Consider the following 23,697-nt stretch of genomic DNA (forward strand, 5'->3'; position numbering starts at 1 on the left):
TCTGATGCGCTACAACCTCAAGCGCCTCCACAGCTACAACGGCTATGAAACACCGGTAGCCATGGAGGAAAAGCTCAAAGCGGCGGCATAAACCTTAATCGGTGTCCAAAATTACTTGACCAGATCAGCTCGGCTCACTGCACCTGCTGCGGGGTTTCCTCGCCCATGCAGCGCACCGCGCGCTTGCGGCTGTCCACCAACACCCCGGTCAGGCCCTTCTGCTCGGTATCGAACAGCACCAGCACGCCATCCACGCACTGCGCCACCTGCGCGGCCGGGTCCAGCGACACCTTGTAGTCCTCGCCGGGGATAGTCTTGAGCATGGTGTACTCCTGCAGCAACAGCGCGTCCTCGGGCTTGGCGAAATGCAGATAGCCGTAGTACCAGAGGGCCCCCACCGTGACGATGATGCTGCCAAGGCCAGTCAGAATCAGGGGGATGGCGTTGCGTTCTTCACTCATTGCGGGTTCTTCTCATCAGGGTAGTTGGGCACTTCGGCAAGCCGCCGCAGGCCGTTGAAATGGCTTGGGTCTTCCAGAAAGCGCAGCATCACCTGGCGCCACAAGGGGTCGGCAAAGGTCTGCACATGGCCGCCACGGGTCAGTTGCAGCACCCGCGGGGGTGGCGCGTGCTGGTACAGGCGGATGGCGCTCTCCATGGGCACCAGGTCGTCGTCGATGCTGTGGAAGAACAGCTTCGGCGGGCTGCCCAGGCGCTCGATCGAATGAATCGCACTGTCGCCGTCGGGCACCAGCCACGACAACGGCACCTGCAACGGCCAGGTCAGCCACGACGTGCCCAGGGCGTAGCGGCCAACCGCACGGTAACTGGCCGGTACACCATCGAACACCAGTGCGCTGAAGCGCTGACGCTGCTCGGGATGGGCCGCCAGGTAATGAATCGCCATCGCCCCGCCAAGGCTCTGGCCCAGCAACACCAGGGGCTTGCCTTTGGCTTCGGGGGCGTTGGCAAGCCAGGCCATGGCGGCGTCGATGTCCTGGTAGACCTCGGGAAGGGTCGGCTTGCCTTCGGACAGGCCATAGCCACGGTAATCGACCATCAACACCTGGTAGCCCTGTTCCGGCAGCCAATAAGTGGCGCCCAGGTGGCCCGGCAGGTTGCCGCCGTTGCCGTGCAGGTGCAGCACGGTGCCCTTGAGCGCAACGCCGGCCTTGGCCGGCAACCACCAGCCGTGCAGGCGCACGCCGTCGGCGGTGGTCAGGCTGACGTCGCGGTAAGCAACCTTGGCCCGCTCAGGGGTGAATGCCTGGCCGGGCTCCGGGTAGAACAGCAGGCTGCTGCAGCCGCCCAGCCCCAGCAGCAACATGCCCAGGGCCAGCAGGCGCAACCACTCAGAGAATGTTCGCGTAGTCGGCTTCAATACGGTCCAGGCTCAGGTGGTTGAGGAAGTTGGAGAAGCACATCCAGGCCGACAAGGCGTTCAGGTCGCGGAACTGCTCGGGCAGGTACTTGGGCGGCTCGACCAGCCCCTCTTCGACCAGCTGGCGCAGGGTACGCATGTCTTCCAGGGTGGTCTTGCCGCAGAACAGCAGCGGAATCTGCTCAAGCTTGCCCTTCTTCACGGCCAACTGAATGTAGTTGTAAACCATGATGAAACCCTTGAGGTAGGACAAGTCCTTGGTAAATGGCAGGCCATTGGGCACCGACCCGCGGAACACCCGGCTGGCGTTGCTGTAGCTCTGGGCCATTTCGAAGCCCTGCTCGCGGAAGAAATTGAACACCTGGAGGAAGTCGGCGCCCTCCTCGACCATGTGGATGGCGCGGGTGCGGTTGGTGAGCTTGCGCAGGCGGCTGGGGTAGGAGGCGAAGGCGATCACTTCCATCAGAATGGCCAGGCCTTCCTGGGTCACGGTCGACGAGGGCGGGCCCTTGGCCAGGAAGGTGCAGATCGGCTGGTTCAGGCCATTGAGCGTGGTGCCCACGTGCACCAACCCTTCATGCACCTCCAGGGCGCGCACGTCGCGGCTGTTGAACATGGCGTCGGCGCGCACCTTGATGTAGTCGGCACCGGCCGCCGCGTCGGCGACGATGCCGTCGGACTCGAACACGCGGATGGTTTCCTCGGCCTCGCCGAACACCTTGTTCAGGCGGCGCTGGAGGATGTCCACGGCCTCCTTGGCGGTGAGGTTCTTTGGTTCGTCCTTGAGGTCGCCGCGGCCGTCGATGTTGTTCAGGTAGTCCGACAGCATCAGGCCCAGGTCGGCCAGGGTCGGGTCACCGGCGTGGAAGGCGTCGGAGGCGGCGCCGTAGAGCTCCTGGGAGATCAGGCCGAAGTCCTCGGTGCCGCGCGCTTCGAGCATACGCACCACCATGCGGTATTCGCGGCACATGCGCTTCATGATCTGCCCGACCGGGTTGAACTGGCCAAGCTGGCGGATGATGTCGCGCTCGATGCCCTGGAACTCGGCCTTGACGGCGCTGGAATCGAAGCCCAGCGGGCGGCCCTGGTAATAGGCACGGTCGACGGCAGGTGGCTCCTTGCCCTTGGCCTTGAGGAAGCCCTGGCGGATGTTATCGTCCCATTTCACCGCATCCAGCACGCGGATCGGGGTCTGCGCCGCGACGATGCGGTCAGACAGGGCACGGATGGTTTGCTGGTATTCGTCCACCTGGGACTCCTTTCTAGAACAAGATACCTGGGCCGGCCCTTTCGCGGGGCAAGCCCGCTCCTACATCATCTGTAGGAGCGGGCTTGCCCCGTGAAGAGGCAAACAGGGTCATTTGCCAGCCCGCTGGAAGCGTGCCACCTCGACGAAAAGGTCCGAGTTGGCCGGGTCATCCAAATACGCCAGCACCCGCGCCGAAGGGCTGTCGATCAGCACGCCTTCGCCGTTCTCCTGGGCCACCTGGGTACTGCGCCCGGTCAGTTCCTTGTGCTCCACAGCCTGCTGCACCTGCTCGACATCAAGGTTGTAGAGCACCAGTTCCTTGCCATCGACGATATCGAAACCGCCGATCATGAAGTTGCCGCCCAGGCGCTTGGGCACGCCGGCCGACAGGTACCAGCGGTTGCCGTGGCGCGACACGGTGAACACATATTCTTCAGGCGCCTTGCCCTTGGCCGTGGCCACGGCCTTGTAGGCATCGCCGCCGCTACGGCTGATGGTCAGCTTGAGCGGTTCGCCCCAGGCGTCCTTGCTGCTCCACTTGCCGAGCAGGGCCTTGGGCGCTGCCTGGTTGCTCGGCAGCGGCTCGTGGAAGGTCACCAGACATCCGCCCAGCAGCAGGAATGACAACGTCAACAACACCACACGCCAGGCTTTCATCCGGTTCTCCTTGAAGGTTCGGTCGCCGCTTAGGCCGATGCCAACACCAGGTGCAGGTAACGGGTAAGCATAGCGAGCATCTGCCCATCGGCTTGCGCATCGGCGTCCTTGAGCAGGCCCTGATATTCCATCTGCACGATAATCGCCGTCAACATCTGGGCGTCCTGCTCTGGCTGCCGCGAGCCGACCACCTGCAGCAGGTGGCGTGCGCCGTGCAGCAGAATCTGCTCGTGGGCCTGCACCAGTTCCGCCAGGCGCGGGCACAGCAGCGCCTCCTGGCGGAAGGCCTGCTCGGCCATGATGAAGTCACGGCGGGTGAGCAACTGGCGAGAAACGTAGTCGGCCACGATGTGGGCGATTGCATCGGCCAGGCGCGCGCGCGAGGCGACGCTGCCGTCATCCTTGGCCAGCAGTTCGCGCAGCACCACCTCGGTGTTGGCCCAGAGCTTGGCCATGTAGGCGGCGCTGCGCTCGACATACTGGGCGAAGGTGTCGGTGAGCAGGTCTTCGATGTCCTTGAAATAGTAGGTGGTGGCCGACAGCGGCACACCGGCCTCGGCAGCCACCGCGCGATGGCGCACGCCGCGCACGCCATCGCGCACGATGATGCGCATGGCGGCGTCGAGAATCAGCTGGCGACGCTGCTCGCTGCCTTGACGGGCGGTCTTGCGGCCCTGGTATTGCACGCTTTCGGCGACGGCGGTGGCGATGCCGGCAGCGCCTTGGTGGGGCATTGCGGGGGTCACGGTGGTTACCTCGTGGACAGTGGGTTGCCTGTACGGGCCTCTTCGCGGGGCAAGCCCGCTCCTACAGCAGCGGGCTTGCCCCGCGAAAGGGCCGGCCCTGACAACATAAAGCTTCAGGCAAGAAAAAGCCGCCCCGAAAGGCGGCTTGTTCACATCACTCAGGCCTGCGGACGCATGTGCGGGAACAGGATCACGTCGCGAATCGACGGCGAGTTGGTCAGCAGCATCACCAGGCGGTCGATGCCGATGCCTTCACCGGCTGTCGGCGGCATGCCGTATTCCAAGGCGCGAACGAAGTCGGCATCGTAGTGCATGGCTTCGTCGTCACCGGCATCCTTCTCGGCCACCTGGGCCAGGAAGCGCTCGGCCTGGTCCTCGGCATCGTTGAGCTCGGAGTAGGCGTTGGCGATCTCGCGGCCACCGATGAACAGCTCGAAGCGGTCGGTCACGGCCGGGTTGTCGTCGTTGCGACGGGCCAGTGGCGACACTTCGAACGGGTATTCGGTGATGAAGTGCGGCTGCTCCAGCTTGTGCTCGACCAGCTCTTCGAAAATCATCACCTGCAGCTTGCCCAGGCCCTCGTGGCCCAGCACCTTGGCACCGGCCTTCTTGGCGATGTCACGGGCGCGGTCGACGTCCTGCAGGTCAGCAGCCGTCAGCTCTGGGTTGTACTTGAGGATCGAGTCGAACACCGACAGGCGCACGAACGGCTCGCCGAAGTGGAACACCTTGTCGCCGTATGGCACGTCGGTGCTGCCCAGTACCAGCTGCGCAAGCTCGCGGAACAGTTCCTCGGTGAGGTCCATGTTGTCGCGGTAGTCGGCGTAGGCCTGGTAGAACTCAAGCATGGTGAATTCTGGGTTGTGACGGGTCGACACGCCTTCGTTACGGAAGTTGCGGTTGATCTCGAACACTTTCTCGAAACCACCGACCACCAGGCGCTTGAGGTACAGCTCCGGCGCAATGCGCAGGAACATGGCCATGTCCAGGGCGTTGTGGTGGGTTTCGAACGGCTTGGCCGCTGCACCGCCCGGGATGGTTTGCAGCATCGGCGTTTCGACTTCGAGGAAGTCGCGCTCGATGAGGAATTTGCGGATGTGCGAGATCACCTGCGAACGCACACGGAAGGTGTGGCGGGTTTCTTCGTTGACCATCAGGTCGACGTAGCGCTGGCGGTAGCGCTGCTCGGTGTCGGTCAGGCCGTGGTGTTTGTCTGGCAGCGGGCGCAGCGACTTGGTCAGCAGGCGCACGTTGGTCATTTCCACGTACAGGTCGCCCTTGCCGGAACGGGCCAGGGTGCCTTCGGCGCTGATGATGTCGCCCAGGTCCCAGGTTTTCACGGCCGCCAGGGTTTCTTCCGGTAGGGTCTTGCGGTTGACGTAGACCTGGATACGGCCGGTCATGTCCTGGATCACCATGAACGAGCCACGGTTGAGCATGATGCGACCGGCAACCTTGACCGGGATCGCGGCTGCTTCCAGCTCTTCCTTGGTCTTGTCCGCGTACTGTTTCTGCAGGTCGTTGCAGTAGCTGTCGCGACGGAAGTCGTTGGGGAAGGCATTGCCCTTGGCACGCTCGGCGGCAAGTTTTTCCTTGCGCAGGGCGATCAGGGCGTTTTCTTCCTGTTGCAGGTCTTGCGATTCGGTCTTGAGGTCGCTCATGTCGTCTTTGTTTCCATCAGGTATTCGTTGCCCTTTCCGGGCAGGGCACGCGATACCGGCGGCTGGCCAGGTATCGCGGCGGTGGTGTGCGGCTTACAGGCCCTGCTTGAGGCTCGCTTCCAGGTACTGGTCGAGGTCGCCGTCCAGCACCTTCTGGCAGTCGCTGCGCTCGACGCCGGTACGCAGGTCCTTGATGCGCGAGTCGTCGAGCACGTAGGAGCGGATCTGGTGGCCCCAGCCGATATCCGACTTGCTGTCTTCCAGCGCCTGGGACGCGGCGTTGCGTTTCTGCATTTCCAGCTCGTACAACTTGGCCCGCAGCATTTTCATGGCGGTGTCCTTGTTGGCGTGCTGGGAACGTTCGTTCTGGCAAGCCACCACGGTGTTGGTCGGCACGTGGGTGATCCGCACGGCGGAGTCGGTGGTGTTCACGTGCTGGCCACCGGCACCGGAGGAGCGGTAGGTGTCGATGCGCAGGTCCGACGGGTTGATCTCGATCTCGACCTTGTCGTCGATCTCGGGGGACACGAACACCGCCGAGAACGAGGTGTGGCGACGGGCGCCGGAGTCGAACGGGCTCTTGCGCACCAGGCGGTGCACGCCGATTTCGGTGCGCAGCCAACCAAAGGCGTACTCGCCCTTGATGTGCACGGTGGCACCCTTGATGCCGGCCACTTCGCCTTCGGACAGTTCGATGATGGTGGCGTCGAAGCCACGCTTGTCGGCCCAGCGCAGGTACATGCGCAACAGGATGTTGGCCCAGTCCTGGGCCTCGGTGCCGCCGGAGCCGGCCTGGATGTCCAGGTAGGCGTTGTTCATGTCCATCTCGCCGCTGAACATGCGACGGAACTCAAGCTGGGCCAGGGATTCTTCCAGGGCCTGCAACTCGGTCTCGACATCGCTGACAGCGCCTTCGTCACCTTCCTCGACGGCCATGTCGAGCAGGTCCTTGCAGTCGGACAGGCCGTTGGCCATCTTGTCCAACGTCTCGACCACCTGGGCCAGCATGGCGCGCTCGCGGCCCAGGGCCTGGGCGTACTCGGGCTTGTTCCAGACGGAGGCGTCTTCGAGCTCGCGGTTGACTTCGATCAGGCGGTCATGCTTGTGATCGTAGTCAAAGATACCCCCGAATGGACAGGGAACGCTCGGTGAGGTCCTTGATGGTGTTCAGGATCGGTTGGATTTCCATGGGCAGCTGGCTCTCGTGCGAATTCGGTGAAAAGCCCGCGAGTATAACCGATCCAGGGCCCGGCGGCAGCCCGTTGGGCAGGGCCTGGGCAACTTGCACAGCAGCGCCGCGCACGATGCGCCGCACGCGGCGCTCGGGCGGCCAGGCGCCACAACCCTCAGGCAATCCCAACCTGGTTGCGGCCGCTGTTCTTGGCCAGGTACAGGCCCTTGTCCGCCGCCGAAATCAACTGCCGGCAATGGCTGCCGATGGCCGGCGTCTGGGTCGCCAGGCCGATGCTCACGGTCAGCAACGAGTCGGCCTGGGGCGCTGAATGCGGAATCTTCAGGCCGAGAATGGTCTGGCGCAGCTTCTCGGCCACCAGCCGCGCACCGCCCGGCGAGGTGTTGGGCAGCACCAGGGCGAATTCCTCGCCACCGTAGCGCGCCGGCAGGTCGGTTGGCCGCGCGCACGAGCCGCGAATGGCTTCGGCGACCTGGCGCAGGGCTTCATCGCCAGCCAGGTGGCCGAAGCTGTCGTTGTACACCTTGAAGTAGTCGACATCGATCATCAGCAGGGAAATCTGCTGCTGCTCGCGCATGGCCCGGCGCCATTCCAGCTCCAGGTACTCGTCGAAATGGCGGCGGTTGGACAGCCCGGTCAGGCCATCGGAGTTCATCAGCCGCTGCAGCATCAGGTTGGTGTCGAGCAGCTGCTGCTGGCTCACGCGCAGGGCGCGGTAGGCCTCGTCACGCTGCAGCAGGGTCAGGTAGGAGCGCGAGTGGTAGCGAATGCGCGCCACCAGCTCGATGGTGTCCGGCAGTTTCACCAGGTAGTCGTTGGCCCCGGCGGCGAAGGCGGCGCTCTTGACCAACGGGTCTTCCTTGGTCGACAGGACGATGATCGGGATGTCCTGGGTGGCCGGGTTGTTGCGGTATTCGCGCACCAGGGTCAGGCCATCGAGGCCGGGCATGATCAGGTCCTGGAGAATCACCGTGGGCTTGATGCGCATGGCCTGGGCCACGGCCTGGTGGGGGTCGGCGCAGAAGTGGAAGTCGATGTTCTCTTCGTGCGCCAGGCCTCGCCGCACCGCCTCGCCGATCATGGCCTGATCGTCGATCAGTAGCACCATGGCCGAGTTTTCGTTGGGGGTGGCAAAGCCTTCTACCGGTAGATCAGTCATTCGAATTCACCTGATCACAGCCGCCCATGCGGCGCGATTCAATACATATCGTCATTTTGCGAAGAGTTCCATCAAGCGCCCGGCGATTCGCTCCAGCGGACGGATTTCCACCGCCGCGTCAATCGCGGCGGCGGCCTTGGGCATGCCGTAGACAGCGCTGCTCTGCTGGTCCTGAGCGATGGTCAGAAAGCCTTGCTGGCGCATCAGTTTCAGGCCCTGGGCACCATCGCGGCCCATGCCGGTGAGCAGCACGCCCACCGCCTCGCCGGTCCAGTAGCGCGCCACGCTCTCGAAGAACACATCGATCGAGGGCCGGTAGATTTCGTTGACAGGTTCGGCAGTGTAGGCCAACTGGCCGTTCTGCAGCAGGCGGATATGGTGGTTGGTGCCGGCCAGCAGCACCTGCCCCGGCTGCGGCGGCTCGCCCTCGCGGGCCAGGCGCACGGGCATGCCGCTGGCACTGGCCAGCCATTCGGCCATGCCGGCGGCGAACACCTGGTCGACATGCTGAACCAGTACGATCGAAGCCGCAAAGCCCCGTGGCAGCCCCTTGAGCAGCACTTCCAGGGCTGCCGGGCCGCCCGCCGAGGAGCCGATGGCCACCAGGCCGCTGCGCTGCGACGCCTCGCGCAGGGGCGTGGCCACGGTTTTGCTGGCGCTGGGGCGCTGCTGGCCGATCAGCCAGCTGATGTTGAGGATCTTGCGCAGCAGCGGCGCCGCCGCCTCGCGGGCATCGCCTGCGCCCAGGGCCGGCGTGTCGACCACATCCAGGGCGCCATGGCCCATGGCCTCGAATACCCGGTGCACGTTCTGCTTGCGGTCGACGGTGACGATGACGATGGCGCAGGGGCTTTCGGCCATGATCCGCCGGGTGGCCTCGATGCCATCCATCACCGGCATGATCAGGTCCATGAGAATCAGGTCGGGGGTGTGCTCGGCGCACTTGCGTACCGCCTCAGCGCCATTGCTGGCCACCCAGACCACCTGGTGCGCCGGCTCGAACGCCAGCGCCCGGCGCAGTGCCTCTACCGCCATGGGCATATCGTTGACGATGGCGACCTTCATCCCTGCGCCCCTCCGATCAGTTCGACCACGGCGTCCAGCAGCGCATCATCATGGAAGCTGGCTTTTGCCAAATAGTAGTCGGCCCCGGCATCCAGGCCACGCCGGCGGTCTTCTTCACGGTCCTTGTACGACACCACCATCACCGGCAAGGCTTGCAGGCGCTGGTCGCGGCGCACCAGGGTGACCAGCTCGATACCGTCCATGCGCGGCATGTCGATGTCGGTGATCAACAGGTCGAAATCTTCGCCGCGCAGGGCATTCCAGCCGTCCATGCCATCCACCGCCACGGCCACGTCGTAGCCGCGGTTGCTCAGCAGCTTGCGCTGCAGTTCGCGCACGGTGAGTGAGTCGTCGACCACCAGCACGCGCTTGCGGCTGACCCCGCGGGCACCTTGGCCGCCACGCTCGATGCGCTCCAGGCGGCCGGTGCTGAGCAACTTCTCCACCGAGCGCAGGAGGTCTTCGACGTCGATGATCAACACCACCGAGCCGTCGTCGAGCAAGGCGCCGGAGGAGATGTCCTGGACCTTGCCCAGGCGCGGGTCCAGGGGCATCACCACCAGCACCCGCTCACCGACCAGGCGCTCCACTGCCACCCCGTACAGCTGCTCACGCTCACGAATCACCACCACCCGCAGGCTGCTGGCCTCGCCATGCCCGGCCGGGCGGTTGAGCAACTGGCTGGCAGCTACCAGGCCGATATGCCGGCCCTCGTGCCAGAAGTGCTGGCGGCCCTCGATCTGCACGATGTCGTCGGCGGCCACCTCCAGGGTGCGCTCGATATGCGCCAGCGGGAAGGCATACGCTTCGCCTCCCACCTCCACCACCAGGCTACGCACCACCGACAGCGTCAGCGGGACTTCCAGGTGGAAGCGGCAGCCCTGGCCGGCAACCTGGCTCAGCACGATGGCGCCGCGCAGGTCGCGGACCATGTGCTGCACCGCATCCAGCCCCACGCCACGCCCGGACACCTCGGTGACCCGGTCGCGCAGGCTGAAACCCGGCAGGAACAGGAAGGTCAGCAGCTCGGCCTCGCTCATCTGCGCCACCGTCTCGGCCGGCGACAGGCCGCGCTCGACAATGCTGCGCTGCAGGCGCGCCAGGTCGATGCCGGCGCCGTCATCGATCAGCTCAAGGATCAGCATGCCAGCCTGGTGCGAGGCGCGCAGGCGGATGGTGCCCTCCTCCACCTTGCCAGCCAGCAGGCGCTGTTCGGGCTGTTCGATGCCGTGGTCGACGGCATTGCGCAGCAGGTGGGTCAGCGGCGCCTCAAGCTTTTCCAGCACATCGCGGTCAACCTGGGTCTTGTCGCCCTCGATTTGCAGCCGTACTTGCTTGCCCAGCGAGCGGCCCAAGTCGCGCACCATGCGGCTCTGGCCGGCCAGCACATCGGCGAACGGGCGCATGCGGCAGGCCAATGCGGTGTCGTACAGCAACTGTGCACGCTGGCTGGCCTGCCAGCCGAAGGCATCGAGGTCGGCAGCCTGCTGCTGCAGGGTCTGTTGGGTTTCGGCCAGCAGCCGTTGGGTCTGGGCCAGTGCCTCGAGCACCTCCAGGCTCTGGCCGCTGCTCTCCAGCTGCGCCTTCAGGCCGTCGAGGGCACGCATGCCCTGGCCGTGCATGCGCTTGAGGCGCTGCAGGGTGGCCAGGTAAGGCTTGAGCCGCTGGGTTTCGACCAGCGACTTGCTCGACAGGTCGAGCAGGCTGTTGAGGCGGTCGGCGGTCACTCGCAACACCCGCTCGCCACCTTCGCCGCCCCGTTTGCCCGGCTTGTGGGGCGCCACGGGCGCGGTTGACGCCGTGGGCTCAGGTTCCAGCGCCAGCTCGGGTTCCGGGGTAACCGGCATAACTGGCGGCAAAGGCGCAGGCTTCGGCGCCTCGACATGGGCAATGGGCGCAGCAGGGGCGACAGGGGCGGCAGCTGGGTCCAGCAGGCTGGCCATATGCACCAGGAAGCCTGGCACGGCCGCCTCGCCATTCGGGTCGCCCGGCGTAGCAATGTGCAGCAGCAGGTCGGTGCCGCGCAACAAGGCATCGATGTGCTCGGTACGCAGCCGCAGGCGGCCTTCCTGGGCGGCGACCAGGCAGTCTTCCATCACATGGGCGACGCTGACCCCGGCATCGATGCCGACGATGCGCGCCGCGCCCTTGAGCGAGTGGGCCGCGCGCATGCACGCTTCCAGCTGGTCGGCCAGGGTCGGGTCGCGTTCCAGTGCCATCAGGCCAGTGCTGAGCACCTGGGTCTGTGCCTCGGCCTCCAGGCTGAACAGTTCGAGCAGCGAGGCGTCGCGCATTTGCTCCGGGGTCATGACAGGCTCCGTTGCACGGCAGACAGTAAGTAATGGTCGTCCAGCACGCGCACGCTGCGCCCGCGCCACTGCAGCACGGCCGCCGTGAAGGGTGCGGCCTCTTCGGCAGCGCCCAGCCGTTCGGGTGCCAGGCGGTGGATGCCGTCGATCTCGTCCACCGCCATCACCACCGGCCCACCCGCCGCGGCGAGAATCAGCATGCGCGGCATCGCCCGGCCGCTGCGGGCCTGCTCGGGCAAGCGCTCAACGCCGAGCAGGTCGCCCAACGACAGGCACGGCACCAATGCGCCGCGGACGTTGGCCACCCCTTGCAGCACCCGCGAGCGCTGGTGTGGCAGGGAGTGCACCGGCTGCAGCGGGGCGATCTCGGCCAGGCAGGCGGTGGCCAGCGCCAGCCACTCTTCACCCAGGCGGAACAACAGCAGCGAACGGCCGCTGGCGGTTTGCTCCGGCGCCGGGGCAGGTGCCTGGTCGTCCTCGACCAGGGCATAGCGGTCGAGCAAGCGGGTGGCCGCTGCGGCCTGCACTTCGCAGTTACGGCAATGAATGTGCCGTTCCAGCAGCGGGCACTGCTTGTTGCCATGCACGCCAATGCGGTTCCAGCAATCGTCGATGCGCTCACTGTCCTCGGCGAGCAGTTCGATGGTGCTTTCGACATTCATCATTCAGCCCCCCGGCCAGCACGCGCCGCACGCGCCTGCAGGCGCCGGGCGCCGGCCTCGTCGCCCTGGGCCGCCAGCAAGGTGGCCAGGTGCAGCAGGGCCTCGGGGTGCTGAGGCTCCAGGTACAAGGCCTTGCGGTAATGGGTGAGCGCCTGTTGCGCATCGCCTTCGGTATCGCTGAGCAGCCCCAGCCAGTAATACACCTGCGCCTTGGGCGGGAACTGTTGCAAATAGCGCTGGCAACTGGCGCGGGCCTGGGCACTGTCGCCAGCATTGGCCTGGCGGGCGATGTCGGCGAGCAACTGGCTTTCGCTTTCGCCTTGCCCCCTCGGCGGGGCAACGGCCACCGGGGCCGGCATCGGTCGCGCAGGCAGCGCTGGCACGGGCCTACCCGGCGCCGCCGGGGCTGGCCGGCTGGCCAGGGGCCGCACGGGCGCAGCTGGCGTTGCCTCGGCCTGGCGCACGTAGGCGAAGGACTGGGCGATGCCCAGGGGCCGCATGCCCAAACGCGCCAGCAGGCTGCCTTCGGCCGGGCCGATGAACAGCACGCCGTGGGCGTTGGCCAGCCCCTTGAGCACTTCGAATACCCGTTGCTGGGTTGGCACGTCGAAATAGATCAGCAGGTTGCGGCAGAACACGAAATCGTACTGGCCATTGCGGCTGGCCAGTGCCGGGTCGAGCACGTTGCCCACCTGCAGGCTCACTTGCCGGCGCACCCGCTCGTCGAGCACGTGGTTGTCCGCGAACACCTGGAAGTGCCGGTCACGAAACGCAAGGTCGGTGCCGCGGAACGAGTTGCGCCCGTATTCGGCTTGCACGCCTTTGGCCACGGAACTGGGGCTGATGTCGATGCCGTCGATGTGGAACGCCCCTGGGCTGATGCCCGCATCGAGCAGGGCCATGGCCAGGGAATAAGGTTCCTCGCCAGTGGAGCTTGGCAGGCTGAGCAAGCGCAACGGGCGTTCGCCCGCCAGTTCAGCCAGGCGCTTGTGGGCCAGGCCAACCAGGGCGGTGAACGACTCGGGATAACGGAAGAACCAGGTTTCCGGAACGATCACCGCCTCGATCAGCGCCAGTTGCTCATCCGCCGACTGCTGCAGGCGCAACCAGTAGTCGTCGAGGTCGGCAGCCGCCAGGGCCGCGCAGCGCTGACGCAAGGCGCGCTCGACCATCGGCACCCCCACCGATTCGACATCCAGGCCAATACGCTCTTGCAGGTAACGGAAGAAACGTTGCTCGTTCATGCCGTCACCTGGCCGGGCTCGGCGGGAAACAGCAGCTCGCGCACGGCCTCGGGCAGCAGGTCATTCACCTCGATGCGCTGCAGCAGGCCCTGGGCATCCTGGCGAACCGGGCCCAAATAGGGTGCCTGGCCATTGTCCAGGCCATACGGCTGGAACTCCTCGGGGGCGCAGCGCAGGGTATCGGTGGCCTGCTCCAGGATCAGGCCCAGCACCTGCTGCTGGCAGTAACGCACCAGTACCAGGCGGGTGCTGGTGCGCTCGGCGGCCGGCTGGGCGAAGCTCAACGCGCACAGGTCGACCACCGGCACCAGCGCGCCGCGGTGGGCGAGAATACCGGCCACCCAGGCCGGCGCCTGGGCAATCGGCTTGAGCGGGCGACGCGGCAGCACTTCGATCACTTCGTGAACATCCAGGGCGAAGCGCTGGCCGCCCAGGCGAAACTGCAGGTACAGCGTACCCTTGGCGCTGGCCGCCTCGGGCGCATGGGAATGCAGGTGCAGGTCCATGGCGGGCGGTCAGACCTTGAACCGCGATACACCACCGCGCAAGCCTGCAGCCACCTGGCTCAGCTCGTCGATGGCGAAGCTGGCCTGGCGCAGCGATTCTACCGTCTGGGTGCTGGCATCGCTGAGCTGGGCCAAGGCCTGGTTGATCTGCTCGGCACCGGTGGCCTGGGCCTGCATGCCTTCGTTGACCATCAACACGCGCGGCGCCAGTGCCTGCACCTGGTGAATGATCTGGCTCAGTTGCTCGCCCACCTGCTGCACCTCGAACATGCCGCGGCGCACCTCTTCGGAGAACTTGTCCATGCCCATCACCCCAGCCGACACCGCCGACTGAATCTCGCGCACCATCTGCTCGATGTCGTAGGTGGCCACGGCGGTCTGGTCGGCCAGGCGACGCACCTCGGTGGCGACCACGGCAAAGCCGCGGCCATATTCACCGGCCTTTTCCGCTTCGATGGCCGCATTGAGCGACAGCAGGTTGGTCTGGTCGGCCACCTTGACGATGGTCACCACCATTTGCGTGATGTTGCTGGCTTTCTCGTTGAGGATGCCCAGCTTGGCATTGACCAGGTCGGCGGCGCCCATGACCTGGTGCATGGTTTCTTCCATGCGCGCCAGGCCTTGCTGGCCGGAGCCGGCCAGGCTCGACGCCTGGTCCGCTGCACTGGTGACCTCGGTCATGGTGCGCACCAGGTCACGCGAGGTGGCGGCGATTTCCCGCGAGGTGGCGCCAATCTCGGTGGTGGTGGCGGCGGTTTCGGTGGCGGTGGCCTGCTGCTGCTTGGAGGTGGCGGCAATTTCGGTCACCGAGGTGGTCACCTGCACCGACGAGCGCTGGGCCTGGGCCACCAGGTTGGCCAGGGCCTCGGCCATTTCGTTGAAGCCGCTTTCGATGGCGCCGAATTCGTCCTTGCGGTCCAGGCTCAGGCGCATGCTCAGGTCGCCCGAACGCAGTTTATCCAGGGCATGCACCACCCGCTGAACCGGCGCGGTGATGGCGCGCATCAGCAACAGGCCGCAGATGCCGGCGGCAACGATGGCCAGCAGCAACGACACCATCATGCTGCCCTTGGCAGTGCTGACGGCGCTGACGATCTCGTGGGTAGCAGCGTCGGCAGATTCGCGGTTGCGCTCGATCACCGTGTTCAGGTGCTTGCGGCCCTCGACCCAAGCCGGCGTCAGCTCTGCGGTAATCAACCGCTCGGCCTCGGCGTACTGGCGTTGCCGGTAGGCCTGAAGCACTTCGCCCACCAGCCTGAGGTAGTTTTCCTCAAGTTTGACGAAGGTGTCGAAGCTGGCCTGGTCATCGCTGGACTGGATGGTGGCCTGGTAGCTCGCCATGTGCTGCTTGAGGCGGTCGTCGAAGCTTTTGAACAGCTCCATGTCGGCCGAGGTGATCTCGCGGTGGCTGGACAGCCCTACCAGCTGCTGGCTGGTGACGTAGCTGTCGACCCAGGCGCTGCGGATCATCGAGCTGTAGTAGACCCCTGGAATGCTGTCGGTGCCTACCGCTTCCTCAGCGCTTTCGATCGTCACCAATCGCGAGTAGGCCGCCACGATCATCAGCAGCATGATGGCGATGATCACGGCGAAACTTGCCAGGATCCGTTGGCGCAACGTCCAGTTTTTCACATTCAGCCCTCAGGAATTCACAACGAGCGGGAAAAATCGCCGAAGTATAGCCCAGGCTTCCTACGCTTTTGCGGCTGAAATGCGAGGTAATCTGGCCTGATTTCCGAGAAAACAGGCCATTTGCCACTTCACTGGCCTGCAGCGAGCCGTACCTGGGCCTCCAATTCCTGGCGCAGGGCCGGCTCCAGGCGCAACTGGCGGGCCAATTCGTCCAGGTAGGCGCGCTCCATGAAGTTTTCCTGATCGACCATCATCACGCTGGCCAGGTACATCTCGGCGGCCATCTCCGGCGTTTGCGCGGCGCGGGCGACCTCGGCCGGGTCCAGCGGCTTGTTGAGTTCATCGTGCAGCCAGTGCTGCAGCTCGCGATCGTTGTCCAGGCGGGTGAACTCGCCTTCAATCAGGGCCCGGGTGTTCATGCGCGCGTCTCCAAGCGTTGAGAGGGAACGGCCAGCGTAAGGCCTGCCGGTGTTGCAGCCACCTGGGGATTTGCTTCGGGATGTTGCGTTGGCCTGGCAAAAGCCGACTAGACTCGAAATCGCCAAGCCCTGCACCTGCGCACTACGCTTATAACGATTGCACCACTGCTTGCTGGATGACTGCCCCGACCAAGATTTCCAATAAAGAGGGAACACCATGTCAGTGCACAAGACCCTATTGCTCGGCGCCGCCACTGGCGCATTGCTGGCCGGCGCCAGCCTGCAGGCCGCCGAATTGCCCAAGGCGCTCGGCGCCGGCGAAGGCCAGCTGGATATCGTTGCCTGGCCCGGCTACATCGAGCGTGGCGAAAGCGACAAGGCCTACGACTGGGTGACCGGTTTCGAGAAGGAAACCGGCTGCAAGGTCAGCGTCAAGACGGCCGCCACGTCCGATGAAATGGTCAGCCTGATGAGCAAGGGCGGCTACGACCTGGTGACCGCCTCCGGCGACGCCTCGCTGCGCCTGATCGTGGGCAAGCGCGTGCAGCCGATCAACACCGCGCTGATTCCCAACTGGAAGAACATCGACCCGCGCCTGCAGAACGGGGGTTGGTACGTGGTCGACAAGCAAGTCTATGGCACCCCGTACCAGTGGGGGCCGAACGTGCTGCTGTACAACACCGACACCTTCAAGCAGGCGCCCACCAGCTGGGGCGTGGTGTTCGAACCGCAGAACCTGCCCGATGGCAAACCGAACAAAGGCCGGGTGCAGGCCTACGACGGGCCGATCTACATCGCCGACGCAGCGCTCTACCTCAAGGCGGCCAAGCCCGAGCTGGGCATCAAGGACCCCTACGAGCTGAACGAAGCCCAGTACAAGGCCGTGCTCGACCTGCTGCGCCAGCAGCACCCGCTGGTGCACCGCTATTGGCACGACGCCACGGTACAGATGAGCGATGTGAAGAACGAAGGGGTGGTCGCGTCCAGCTCCTGGGGCTACATGGTCAACGGCTTGAAGGCAGACAAACAGCCGGTGGCCTCGACCATTCCACAGGAAGGCGCGACCGGCTGGGCCGACACCACCATGCTGCACAGCGAGGCCAAGCACCCCAACTGCGCCTACAAGTGGATGGACTGGTCGCTGCAGCCGAAGGTGCAAGGCGACGTGGCGGCCTGGTTCGGCTCGCTGCCGGCAGTACCGGCGGCGTGCACCGGCAGCGAGCTGCTGGGGGCCGATGGGTGCAAGACCAACGGCTTCGACAACTTCGACAAGATCGCCTTCTGGAAAACCCCGCAGGCCCAGGGTGGCAAGTTCGTGCCCTATAGCCGCTGGACCCAGGACTACATTGCGATCATGGGTGGGCGCTGAGGTCGGTTGAGGCCTGTAGGGCCCTTTCGCGGGGCAAGCCCGCTCCTACAAGGAGATGCGATACCTGTAGGAGCGGGCTTGCCCCGCGAAGAGGCCGGCACAGGAGAGAGAAGTCCCCAGGAGCCCACACATGCCCCTAGCCGTGCAGTTCACCCAGGTTTCCCGCACCTTCGGCGAGGTCAAGGCCGTCGACCACGTCAGCATCGACATCGAAGATGGCGAGTTCTTCTCCATGCTAGGCCCTTCCGGCTCGGGCAAGACCACCTGCCTGCGCCTGATCGCCGGTTTCGAACAACCCAGCAGTGGCTCCATTCGCATTCATGGCGTGGAGGCGGCCGGCGTGCCGCCCTACCAACGCGACGTGAATACCGTGTTCCAGGACTACGCCCTGTTCCCGCACATGAATGTGCGCGACAACATTGCCTACGGCCTCAAGGTCAAGGGCGTGGCCAAGCCCGAGCGCCTGGCGCGTGCCGAGGAAGCACTGGCCATGGTCGCCCTGGCCGGCTACGGTGAGCGCAAGCCGGTGCAGTTGTCCGGTGGCCAACGCCAACGGGTGGCCCTGGCCCGCGCCCTGGTCAACCGGCCACGGGTACTGCTGCTCGACGAGCCGTTGGGCGCACTGGACCTGAAGCTGCGCGAGCAGATGCAGGGCGAGCTGAAGAAGCTGCAACGGCAACTGGGCATCACCTTCATCTTCGTCACCCACGACCAGACCGAGGCCCTGTCGATGTCCGACCGGGTGGCAGTGTTCAACCGAGGCCGCATCGAGCAGGTCGACTCGCCGCGCAACCTCTACATGCAGCCCGCCACCACGTTCGTTGCCGAGTTCGTCGGCACCTCCAACGTGATCCGTGGCGAGCTGGCCGAGCAGCTCAGCGGCCAGCGTGCGCCGTTTTCCATCCGCCCTGAACATATCCGCCTGGCGGCCCAGGCCAGCCCAGGGCAGGACGTGCAGGTCAGCGGCCTGCTGCGCGACATCCAGTACCAGGGCAGCGCCACCCGTTATGAGGTGCAACTGGCCGGCGGCCAGCTGCTGGCCGTAAGCCACGCCAACGACCGTTGGCAGGCGCAGCCCCTGCCCTGGCAAACCGGCCAGCAGGTCGAGCTGCACTGGCCACGGGAAGCGATGACGGCGCTGCAGGAAAGCCTGCCGGGCGAGGGCCGCTGACATGCGTGGCCTGGCCAACCTGTTGTACCGGCGCCCCAACCTGTACCTGGCGCTGCTGCTGATTCCGCCGCTGACCTGGTTCGGCGCGATCTACCTGGGCTCGCTGCTGAACCTGCTGTGGCAGGGCTTCTACACCTTCGACGACTTCACCATGGCGGTGACCCCGGACCTGACCCTGGGCAACTTCGCCGCCCTGTTCAACCCGTCCAACTTCGACATCATCCTGCGCACCCTGGCCATGGCCGTGGCGGTATCGCTGGCCAGCGCAGTGCTGGCGTTCCCCATCGCCTACTACATGGCGCGCTACACCCGGGGCAAAACCAAGGCGTTCTTCTACATCGCGGTAATGATGCCGATGTGGGCCAGCTACATCGTCAAGACCTACGCCTGGACCCTGCTGCTGGCCAAGGGTGGTGTGGCCCAGTGGTTCATCCAGCAACTGCACCTGGAGCCCCTGCTGCAGGCCGTGCTGGCGGTGCCGGGGGTGGGCGGCAGCACGCTGTCGACCTCGCACCTGGGGCGGTTCCTGGTGTTCGTGTACATCTGGCTGCCGTTCATGATCCTACCGATCCAGGCCGCCCTGGAGCGCCTGCCGCCCTCGTTGCTGCAGGCTTCGGCGGACCTCGGCGCGCGCCCCGGGCAAACCTTCGTGCAGGTGATTCTGCCGCTGTCGATCCCGGGCATCGCCGCCGGCTCGATCTTCACCTTCTCGCTGACCCTGGGCGACTTCATCGTGCCGCAGTTGGTCGGCCCGCCGGGTTACTTCATCGGCAGCATGGTCTATGCCCAACAGGGGGCGATCGGCAACATGCCGATGGCGGCCGCCTTTACCCTGGTGCCGATCGTGCTGATCGCCGTGTACCTGGCCATCGTCAAACGCCTGGGGGCCTTCGATGCACTCTGAACAAGCGTCCGTCGGCCTGCGCCTGGCCGCCTGGGGCGGGTTGGTGTTCCTGCACTTCCCGATCCTGATCATCGTGCTGTATGCCTTCAACACCGAAGACGCCGCATTCAGTTTCCCGCCCAAGGGGTTTACCCTGAACTGGTTCGCCGTGGCCTTCGCCCGCCCCGATGTGCTCGACGCCATCAAGCTGTCGCTGCAGGTGGCGTGCCTGGCCACGCTGATTGCCCTGGTGCTCGGCACCCTGGCCTCGGCGGCGCTGTACCGGCGCAATTTCTTTGGCAAGGAAAACATTTCACTGATGCTGATATTGCCCATCGCCCTGCCCGGCATCATCACCGGTATCGCCCTGCTGTCGGCGTTCAAGACCCTGGGCATCGAGCCTGGGGTGTTCACCATCGTGGTGGGCCACGCCACGTTCTGCGTGGTGATCGTCTACAACAACGTCATCGCCCGCCTGCGGCGGACCTCGCAGAGCTTGATCGAGGCGTCGATGGACCTGGGCGCCGACGGCTGGCAGACATTTCGCTACATCATCCTGCCCAACCTCGGCTCGGCGCTGCTGGCCGGTGGCATGCTGGCCTTCGCCCTGTCGTTCGACGAGATCATCGTCACCACCTTCACCGCCGGCCACGAGCGCACACTGCCGATCTGGCTGCTCAACCAGCTCAGCCGCCCGCGCGACGTGCCGGTGACCAACGTGGTCGCCATGCTGGTGATGCTGGTGACCATGCTGCCGATTCTCGGCGCCTACTACCTGACCCGCGGCGGTGAAAGCGTCGCAGGCAGCGGCAAATGACCTTCAAGGAGCCCTTCATGCAAACGCACATGCTGATCAACGGTCGCCTGGTTGCCGGCGACGGCCCCACCTGGACCGTGCTCAACCCGGCCGAGGGCAGCGCCCTGGCGCAGATCAACGAGGCCAGCGAGGCCCAGGTAGACACCGCCGTGCGCGCCGCCGACCTGGCTTTCGACAGTTGGTCGCAAACCAGCCCCAAGGAGCGTTCGCTGGCCCTGCTGGCGTTGGCCGACCTGATCGAGGGCCATGGCGACGAACTGGCCCGGCTGGAGTCGCAGAACTGCGGCAAGCCGTTCTCCGCGGCGCTGAACGATGAAATTCCGGCCATCGCCGACGTGTTCCGCTACTTCGCCGGCGCCGCCCGCTGCCTGGGCGGCTCGGCGGCCGGGGAGTACCTGCAGGGCCACACCTCGATGATTCGCCGCGACCCGCTGGGGGTGATCGCCTCCATCGCCCCCTGGAACTACCCGCTGATGATGCTGGCATGGAAGATCGCCCCGGCCCTGGCGGCCGGCAACACCGTGGTGATCAAGCCGTCCGAGCTGACCCCGCTGACGGCCCTGCGCCTGGGTGAGCTGGCCAAGGACCTGCTGCCGCCGGGGGTGCTCAACATTCTTTTCGGCCGCGGCCAGACGGTCGGCAATCCGCTGGTCACCCACCCTAAGGTGCGCATGGTGTCGCTGACCGGCTCGATTCCCACCGGCGCGCACATCATCGGCAGCACTGCCGCCAGCGTGAAGCGCATGCACATGGAGTTGGGTGGCAAGGCGCCGGTGCTGGTGTTCGACGATGCCGACATCGACGCGGCCATCGACGGCATCCGCACCTTCGGTTTCTACAATGCAGGCCAGGACTGCACCGCCGCCTGCCGCCTGTACGTGCAGAACGGCATCTACGAGCGCTTCGTCGAGCGCCTGGGCAAGGCGGTGTCCAGCCTCAAGCCTGGCCTGCAAGATGCCGAGGACACCGAGCTTGGCCCCCTGATCAGCGCCCAGCACCGCGACAAGGTGGCCGGCCTGGTGCAGCGCGCCATCGCCCAGCCGCATATCCGCCTGGTGACCGGTGGCAAGGCCATTGCGGGCGAGGGTTTCTTCTTCGAGCCGACCGTGCTGGCCGATGCGCTGCAGGATGACGAGATCGTGCGCAACGAGGTGTTCGGCCCGGTGGTGTCGGTGACCCGCTTCAGCAACGAGGACCAGGCCCTGGAATGGGCCAACGATTCCGACTACGGCCTGGCCTCTTCGGTATGGACCCGCGACACCGGCCGCGCCCATCGCCTGGCGGCGCGGCTGCAGTACGGCTGCACCTGGGTGAACACCCATTTCATGCTGGTCAGCGAAATGCCCCACGGCGGGCAGAAGCATTCGGGGTATGGCAAGGACATGTCGATGTATGGGCTGGAGGATTACACCTGTGTGCGGCATGTGATGATCAAGCACTGATGAAAGCCGTGTGCTGGCCGTGTGTCATGCCCACGGTCGGCGCGCTGCCCGTCCTGCCAAGACCATTCACTCAAGCAATGACTCATTGTCCTACAGATTAACGATCGACTGGTATCATATTCTGATACCATGAATAATCACCAACGATCGACCCTTGAAGCCATTTTCAGGAAGCCGGTGCCCAAGTCACTGGAGTGGGTACGCCTGGAATCATTTCTGATCTCGATGGGCGCCTCGATGATCGAAGGTCGCGGATCGCGCGTGCGTTTCGAGCTCAACGGCGTAATTGCCACGTTCCATCGGCCTCACCCCGACAAGGACGCCAAATCCTACCAGGTGCGAAGTGCACGCCAGTTCTTGGAACAGGCAGGAGTAATACCATGAATGTCATGACCTACCGTGGGTACGAAGCGCGTATCGAATACAGTGACGAAGACCAGCTGCTCATCGGCCATGTTGCAGGCATACGAGATGTGATCGGCTTTCATGGCGAGTCAATCAATGAGCTGCGCCAGGCGTTCGAAGAGGCTGTGGATGACTACCTCGAAACATGCGAGAAACTCGGGCGGGCGCCCCAGAAAGCATACTCTGGAAAGCTGAGCCTGCGCCTGGAGCCAGCCCTCCACGCCAGTGTGGCAGCCAAGGCTGAGCTGGCGCAGGTGAGCATCAATCAGTGGGTGAGCGACATCCTCAGCCAAGCCGCTTACAGCTGAAGCGAACGGTCAATCGCGCAAATCCGACTCATGAATCGGGTTCGCCCGGCTGGTTGCGCGCTGGTACTGCGCAGGCCAAGTGGCCTTGTTGCCGCCCAGGTCATCATCGGCGTGCAGTGGCCAGTACGGGTCGCGCAGCAGTTCACGGGCCAGGAAAATCACATCGGCCTGGCCGGTACGCAGAATGTGCTCGGCCTGGGCCGGCTCGGTAATCATGCCCACGGTGCCGGTGGCGATCTCCGCCTCCTTGCGCACGCGCTCGGCGAAGCGGGTCTGGTAGCCAGGGCCGGTAGGAATCTCCGCGTTGACCGAGGTGCCGCCAGACGACACATCGATCAGGTCGACGCCCAATACCCGCAGGCGACGGGCCAGTTCGACGGTTTCATCGGGGTTCCAGCCATCCTCCACCCAGTCAGTGGCCGACACTCGCACGAACAGCGGCAATTCGGCAGGCCACACCTGGCGCACTGCCTCCACCACCTGCAGGGTCAGGCGAATGCGGTTTTCGAAACAGCTGCCGTATTCGTCGCGGCGCTGGTTGCTCAGCGGCGAGAGGAACTGGTGCAGCAGGTAGCCATGGGCCGCGTGGATTTCCACCACCTTGAAGCCAGCCTGCAGGGCACGCTCGGTGGCCGCGACGAACGCGGCGATCACGTTCTTTATCTCGTCCTGGCTCAATTCACGCGGCGGGGTATGTTGTGGGTCGAAGGCAATCTTCGACGGGCCCACCGGCTGCCAGCCACCGTCCTCAAGCTTGACGCTGCCCGGTTTGCCCAGCCACGGCCTGTAGGTGCTGGCCTTGCGCCCGGCATGGGCCAGCTGGATACCCGGCACGGCGCCTTGGGCGGTGATGAAGCGGGTGATGCGTTGCAGCGGGGCGATCTGCGCGTCGTCCCACAGGCCGAGGTCTTCGGCGGTGATACGGCCATCGGCGGAGACGGCGACCGCTTCACTGATCACCAGGCCCGCACCGCCAACGGCGCGGCTGCCAAGGTGAACGAGATGCCAGTCGTTGGCCAGGCCATCGACGGCGGAATACTGGCACATCGGCGATACGGCGATGCGATTGGGCAGGGTCAGCTGACGCAGGGTGTAAGGCTCAAGCAGCAAGCTCATGAGGGCACCTCCCAAGGACTCCAATGGTGATCCGGCCCGGACACTCAAGTGCACATCCCTGGCCCGGTGCCGGTCATTAACCAGACTAGACCAGATTGGTGGGGGGGATAGTTCAACAGCCATGCGCCCGCGCTGGACGGCGAAACCGGTGAAAGCGCTGATGCGCTCAATTCTGGCGAAGGTTTCAGACAGTTCCTACCCCCTAGCGCTGGTGAAGCCCAGGGTGAAGAAATACCCTACAAGTCCTGTCGGCTCACGTCTGATTGTTCCTGGGGTCCTCGTTCTTTAGCCTTTGTTGGTCGCC

Annotated in this window: 24 protein-coding genes; 7 read left to right on the forward strand and 17 right to left on the reverse strand. The window is 65.1% G+C overall.

The window, feature by feature from the left end; translation table 11 throughout:
* Nucleotides 1-134: 134 nt before the first annotated feature.
* From F3J45_RS08210 to F3J45_RS08285, 16 genes are all read right to left on the reverse strand, one after another.
* The gene (locus F3J45_RS08210; RefSeq protein ID WP_167060116.1) at nt 135-461 is read right to left on the reverse strand and encodes a hypothetical protein; all 327 of its coding nucleotides are present in this window, start codon (nt 459-461) and stop codon (nt 135-137) included.
* Nucleotides 458-1,381, reverse strand: a complete 924-nt coding sequence (locus tag F3J45_RS08215; RefSeq protein ID WP_167060119.1) for an alpha/beta hydrolase — start codon at nt 1,379-1,381, stop codon at nt 458-460. Before F3J45_RS08215 ends, F3J45_RS08210 begins: the two co-directional genes overlap by 4 nt.
* Nucleotides 1,353-2,630, reverse strand: coding sequence for a flavohemoglobin expression-modulating QEGLA motif protein (locus F3J45_RS08220; protein WP_167060122.1), 1,278 nt, complete (start codon nt 2,628-2,630; stop codon nt 1,353-1,355). The genes F3J45_RS08215 and F3J45_RS08220 overlap by 29 nt, the downstream gene beginning before the upstream one ends.
* A gap of 108 nt (nt 2,631-2,738) precedes the next feature.
* Entirely contained in the window at nt 2,739-3,287 is a 549-nt protein-coding gene (locus F3J45_RS08225; protein ID WP_167060125.1) for a hypothetical protein, read from the reverse strand.
* A gap of 29 nt (nt 3,288-3,316) precedes the next feature.
* Complete coding sequence (locus tag F3J45_RS08230) at nt 3,317-4,021, reverse strand: TetR/AcrR family transcriptional regulator (RefSeq protein WP_167060737.1); 705 nt, start codon at nt 4,019-4,021, stop codon at nt 3,317-3,319.
* A gap of 170 nt (nt 4,022-4,191) precedes the next feature.
* Nucleotides 4,192-5,694: a lysine--tRNA ligase gene (gene lysS, locus F3J45_RS08235; protein WP_012270790.1), complete on the reverse strand. Its 1,503-nt coding sequence runs from the start codon at nt 5,692-5,694 to the stop codon at nt 4,192-4,194.
* A gap of 93 nt (nt 5,695-5,787) precedes the next feature.
* Nucleotides 5,788-6,883 (reverse strand): peptide chain release factor 2 gene (prfB, locus tag F3J45_RS08240; protein ID WP_167060128.1). Its coding sequence is split into 2 segments (ribosomal slippage): nt 5,788-6,810 and nt 6,812-6,883, totalling 1,095 coding nucleotides; the frame shifts between segments, so codons are not numbered across the junction.
* Nucleotides 6,809-7,009, reverse strand: a complete 201-nt coding sequence (locus F3J45_RS08245; RefSeq protein ID WP_167060113.1) for a hypothetical protein — start codon at nt 7,007-7,009, stop codon at nt 6,809-6,811. The genes prfB and F3J45_RS08245 overlap by 75 nt, the downstream gene beginning before the upstream one ends.
* Nucleotides 7,010-7,040: 31 nt before the next feature.
* Entirely contained in the window at nt 7,041-8,045 is a 1,005-nt protein-coding gene (gene wspR / locus F3J45_RS08250; protein ID WP_167060131.1) for a Wsp signal transduction system regulator diguanylate cyclase WspR, read from the reverse strand.
* 51 nt (nt 8,046-8,096) lie between these two features.
* Entirely contained in the window at nt 8,097-9,110 is a 1,014-nt protein-coding gene (locus F3J45_RS08255; RefSeq protein WP_167060134.1) for a chemotaxis response regulator protein-glutamate methylesterase, read from the reverse strand.
* Nucleotides 9,107-11,419, reverse strand: coding sequence for a hybrid sensor histidine kinase/response regulator (locus tag F3J45_RS08260; RefSeq protein ID WP_167060137.1), 2,313 nt, complete (start codon nt 11,417-11,419; stop codon nt 9,107-9,109). Before F3J45_RS08260 ends, F3J45_RS08255 begins: the two co-directional genes overlap by 4 nt.
* Nucleotides 11,416-12,084 carry a chemotaxis protein CheW gene (locus tag F3J45_RS08265; RefSeq protein ID WP_205300174.1) on the reverse strand — a complete coding sequence of 223 codons (669 nt, stop codon included), beginning with the start codon at nt 12,082-12,084 and terminating at the stop codon, nt 11,416-11,418. Before F3J45_RS08265 ends, F3J45_RS08260 begins: the two co-directional genes overlap by 4 nt.
* Nucleotides 12,081-13,325: a protein-glutamate O-methyltransferase CheR gene (locus F3J45_RS08270; RefSeq protein WP_167060140.1), complete on the reverse strand. Its 1,245-nt coding sequence runs from the start codon at nt 13,323-13,325 to the stop codon at nt 12,081-12,083. The genes F3J45_RS08265 and F3J45_RS08270 overlap by 4 nt, the downstream gene beginning before the upstream one ends.
* The gene (locus F3J45_RS08275; RefSeq protein ID WP_167060143.1) at nt 13,322-13,831 is read right to left on the reverse strand and encodes a chemotaxis protein CheW; all 510 of its coding nucleotides are present in this window, start codon (nt 13,829-13,831) and stop codon (nt 13,322-13,324) included. The genes F3J45_RS08270 and F3J45_RS08275 overlap by 4 nt, the downstream gene beginning before the upstream one ends.
* A gap of 9 nt (nt 13,832-13,840) precedes the next feature.
* On the reverse strand, nt 13,841-15,463 hold the full coding sequence (locus tag F3J45_RS08280) for a methyl-accepting chemotaxis protein (RefSeq protein WP_167060146.1): 1,623 nt from the start codon (nt 15,461-15,463) through the stop codon (nt 13,841-13,843).
* A gap of 128 nt (nt 15,464-15,591) precedes the next feature.
* A complete protein-coding gene (locus tag F3J45_RS08285; RefSeq protein ID WP_205300447.1) occupies nt 15,592-15,882 on the reverse strand; it encodes a tellurite resistance TerB family protein in 291 nt (96 codons plus the stop codon).
* Nucleotides 15,883-16,099: 217 nt separating this feature from the next.
* Here F3J45_RS08285 and ydcS point away from each other — a divergent pair, with 217 nt between their 5' ends.
* The 7 genes from ydcS to F3J45_RS08320 all read left to right on the forward strand — a co-directional run bounded on the left by ydcS (nt 16,100) and on the right by F3J45_RS08320 (nt 22,277).
* Entirely contained in the window at nt 16,100-17,251 is a 1,152-nt protein-coding gene (gene ydcS, locus F3J45_RS08290; protein WP_167060150.1) for a putative ABC transporter substrate-binding protein YdcS, read from the forward strand.
* Between the two features lie 130 nt (nt 17,252-17,381).
* A complete protein-coding gene (locus tag F3J45_RS08295; RefSeq protein ID WP_167060153.1) occupies nt 17,382-18,422 on the forward strand; it encodes an ABC transporter ATP-binding protein in 1,041 nt (346 codons plus the stop codon).
* Nucleotide 18,423: 1 nt separating this feature from the next.
* Nucleotides 18,424-19,326, forward strand: a complete 903-nt coding sequence (locus F3J45_RS08300) for an ABC transporter permease (RefSeq protein ID WP_167060156.1) — start codon at nt 18,424-18,426, stop codon at nt 19,324-19,326.
* Complete coding sequence (locus tag F3J45_RS08305; RefSeq protein ID WP_167060159.1) at nt 19,316-20,122, forward strand: ABC transporter permease; 807 nt, start codon at nt 19,316-19,318, stop codon at nt 20,120-20,122. Before F3J45_RS08300 ends, F3J45_RS08305 begins: the two co-directional genes overlap by 11 nt.
* Before the next feature lie 17 nt (nt 20,123-20,139).
* Complete coding sequence (locus F3J45_RS08310; protein ID WP_167060162.1) at nt 20,140-21,564, forward strand: gamma-aminobutyraldehyde dehydrogenase; 1,425 nt, start codon at nt 20,140-20,142, stop codon at nt 21,562-21,564.
* 177 nt (nt 21,565-21,741) lie between these two features.
* A complete protein-coding gene (locus F3J45_RS30300) occupies nt 21,742-21,948 on the forward strand; it encodes a type II toxin-antitoxin system HicA family toxin (protein ID WP_370526360.1) in 207 nt (68 codons plus the stop codon).
* Complete coding sequence (locus F3J45_RS08320) at nt 21,945-22,277, forward strand: type II toxin-antitoxin system HicB family antitoxin (protein ID WP_167060168.1); 333 nt, start codon at nt 21,945-21,947, stop codon at nt 22,275-22,277. The genes F3J45_RS30300 and F3J45_RS08320 overlap by 4 nt, the downstream gene beginning before the upstream one ends.
* A gap of 9 nt (nt 22,278-22,286) precedes the next feature.
* Here F3J45_RS08320 and F3J45_RS08325 read toward each other — a convergent pair whose 3' ends face one another.
* Nucleotides 22,287-23,393: an NADH:flavin oxidoreductase/NADH oxidase gene (locus tag F3J45_RS08325; protein WP_167060171.1), complete on the reverse strand. Its 1,107-nt coding sequence runs from the start codon at nt 23,391-23,393 to the stop codon at nt 22,287-22,289.
* Nucleotides 23,394-23,697: the final 304 nt, after the last annotated feature.

The sequence above is a fragment of the Pantoea sp. Ap-967 genome, from assembly GCF_011752565.1.
GTDB lineage: Bacteria > Pseudomonadota > Gammaproteobacteria > Pseudomonadales > Pseudomonadaceae > Aquipseudomonas.